Origin of the sequence: Chryseobacterium sp. IT-36CA2 (genome assembly GCF_949767875.1) — a bacterium.
Taxonomy (GTDB): domain Bacteria; phylum Bacteroidota; class Bacteroidia; order Flavobacteriales; family Weeksellaceae; genus Chryseobacterium.
Genome location: NZ_CATKPG010000009.1, coordinates 1 through 3077 on the forward strand (window position 1 = coordinate 1; position 3077 = coordinate 3077).

Sequence of the window (3077 nt, forward strand, 5' to 3'; positions counted from 1 at the left end):
GGGGAATTAGCTCAGCTGGCTAGAGCGCCTGCCTTGCACGCAGGAGGTCAAGGGTTCGACTCCCTTATTCTCCACAGTTTTGGAATACTGATTTAAAAGTTACGGATGGAGCCAAAAACAACATCTGTTCATCAGTTGGACAAGAAGAATTTAAGATCATTGACATTAACGGTAAAGACATCACAAAGAGATAACCGAGCACTTTCGAGTGCCGAGTTTATAAAAATATCGATAGACGAGAGTTTATCAAAAAATACTGAACTAATATAAATATTAGGAAAGAAATCGTTAAGGGCGTATGGCGGATGCCTAGGCTTTCAGAGGCGACGAAGGACGTGGTAAGCTGCGAAAAGCTGCGGGGATTGGCACACACGAATTGATCCGCAGATGTCCGAATGGGGCAACCCGGCTGGTTGAAGACCAGTCACCTCGTAAGAGGAGCAAACCCGGAGAACTGAAACATCTAAGTACCCGGAGGAAAAGAAATCGAAGAGATTCCGTAAGTAGTGGCGAGCGAAAGCGGATTAGCCCAAAAGCTAATTTATGTTTAATAGAATGTTCTGGAAAGAACAGCCATAGAGGGTGATAGCCCCGTATATGAAAGGCATATTTAAGTGATAAATGAGTAGGGCGGGACACGCGAAATCCTGTCTGAATATGGGGGGACCATCCTCCAAGGCTAAATACTCCTGAAAGACCGATAGTGAACAAGTACTGTGAAGGAAAGGTGAAAAGCACTTCGAATAGAAGGGTGAAATAGAACCTGAAACCGTACGCCTACAAGCGGTCGGAGCACCTATATGGTGTGACGGCGTGCCTTTTGCATAATGAGCCTACGAGTTAATTTTACTAGCGAGGTTAAGGTATTAAGTACCGGAGCCGGAGCGAAAGCGAGTCTGAATAGGGCGGATAGTTAGTAGGATTAGACGCGAAACCTTGTGATCTACCCATGGGCAGGTTGAAGCTCTGGTAACACAGAGTGGAGGACCGAACCGGTTGACGTTGAAAAGTCTTCGGATGACCTGTGGGTAGGGGTGAAAGGCCAATCAAACTGGGAGATAGCTCGTACTCTCCGAAATGCATTTAGGTGCAGCGTCGTATATAAGTTTATTAGAGGTAGAGCTACTGATTGGATGCGGGGGTTTCACCACCTACCAATTCCTGACAAACTCCGAATGCTAATAAATGTTCTACGGCAGTGAGGGCATGGGTGCTAAGGTCCATGTCCGAGAGGGAAAGAACCCAGACCAACAGCTAAGGTCCCCAAATATATGTTAAGTTGAAGCAACGCGGTTGGACTGCATTGACAGCTAGGATGTTGGCTTGGAAGCAGCCATTCATTTAAAGAGTGCGTAACAGCTCACTAGTCGAGCGGTCCGGCATGGATAATAATCGGGCATAAACATATTACCGAAGCTATGGATTTGTACATTGTACATCTGGTAGGAGAGCATTCTATTTGCGCCGAAGCAGTACTGTGAGGTATTGTGGAGCGGATAGAAAAGAAAATGTAGGCATAAGTAACGATAAAGCGGGCGAGAAACCCGCTCACCGAAAGACTAAGGTTTCCTCAGCCATGCTAATCAGCTGAGGGTTAGTCGGGACCTAACGCGAACCCGAAAGGGGTAGTGGATGGACAATGGGTTAATATTCCCATACTTGCTCACACTAAAAAGGGGACGGAGTGCCGTACTTACTGGAGACTGACGGAATAGTCAAGGCCTAGCCTTCGGGCGAAGCTGCTGTAGGGAAAGTGCTTCCAAGAAAAGCCGAAGTGAAGCAACCCGTACCAAAACCGACACAGGTAGTCGAGGAGAGAATCCTAAGGTGCTAGAGTGAATCATGGTTAAGGAACTAGGCAAAATAGTCTCGTAACTTCGGGAGAAGAGACGCCATCAGCAATGGTGGCCGCAGTAAAGAGGCCCAGGCGACTGTTTATCAAAAACACAGGACTCTGCAAAATCGAAAGATGCAGTATAGGGTCTGACACCTGCCCGGTGCTGGAAGGTTAAGGAAGGTGCTTAGGGTTAAACCGAAGGCATTGACTGAAGCCCCAGTAAACGGCGGCCGTAACTATAACGGTCCTAAGGTAGCGAAATTCCTTGTCGGGTAAGTTCCGACCTGCACGAATGGTGTAACGATCTGGGCACTGTCTCAACCATGAGCTCTGTGAAATTGTAGTCTCGGTGAAGATGCCGAGTACCCGCAATGGGACGAAAAGACCCTGTGAACCTTTACTATAACTTCGTATTGACTTTGAGTAAGTAATGTGTAGGATAGGTGGGAGGCTTTGAAGCAGGCACGCTAGTGTTTGTGGAGCCAACGTTGAAATACCACCCTTTACTTACTTGGAGCCTAACTTCTTAAGGGAAGGACATTGCGTGGTGGGTAGTTTGACTGGGGTGGTCGCCTCCAAAAGAGTAACGGAGGCTTTCAAAGGTACCCTCAGCACGCTTGGTAACCGTGCGTAGAGTGTAATGGCATAAGGGTGCTTGACTGTGAGACCTACAAGTCGATCAGGTGCGAAAGCAGGACATAGTGATCCGGTGGTTCCGTATGGAAGGGCCATCGCTCATAGGATAAAAGGTACTCCGGGGATAACAGGCTAGTCTCCCCCAAGAGCTCACATCGACGGGGAGGTTCGGCACCTCGATGTCGGCTCGTCACATCCTGGGGCTGGAGAAGGTCCCAAGGGTTGGGCTGTTCGCCCATTAAAGTGGCACGCGAGCTGGGTTCAGAACGTCGTGAGACAGTTCGGTCTCTATCTATTGCGGGCGTTAGATGTTTGAGAGGGCTTGATTCTAGTACGAGAGGACCGAATTGAACAAACCTCTGGTGTATCAGTTGTACCGCCAGGTGCACTGCTGAGTAGCTACGTTTGGAAGAGATAAGCACTGAAAGCATATAAGTGCGAAACTCGCCTCAAGATGAGACATCTTTTAAGGGTCGTGGGAGATGACCACGTTGATAGGCTATAGGTGTAAAGACAGTAATGTCATAGCCGAGTAGTACTAATTACCCGTAGATTTATAGCCTGATATGGCGCACGAAAGTGCAGCAAGGTTAGCTCTTTGTGA

Annotated in this window: 1 tRNA gene and 1 rRNA gene; both read left to right on the forward strand. The window is 48.1% G+C overall.

Annotated features, from left to right (window positions below):
- A tRNA-Ala gene (locus tag ACM6F9_RS00850) sits at positions 1 to 74 on the forward strand.
- A gap of 204 nt (positions 75 to 278) precedes the next feature.
- Positions 279 to 3035: ribosomal RNA gene (locus ACM6F9_RS00855) — 23S ribosomal RNA — on the forward strand.
- The last annotated feature ends 42 nt before the right edge of the window (positions 3036 to 3077 follow it).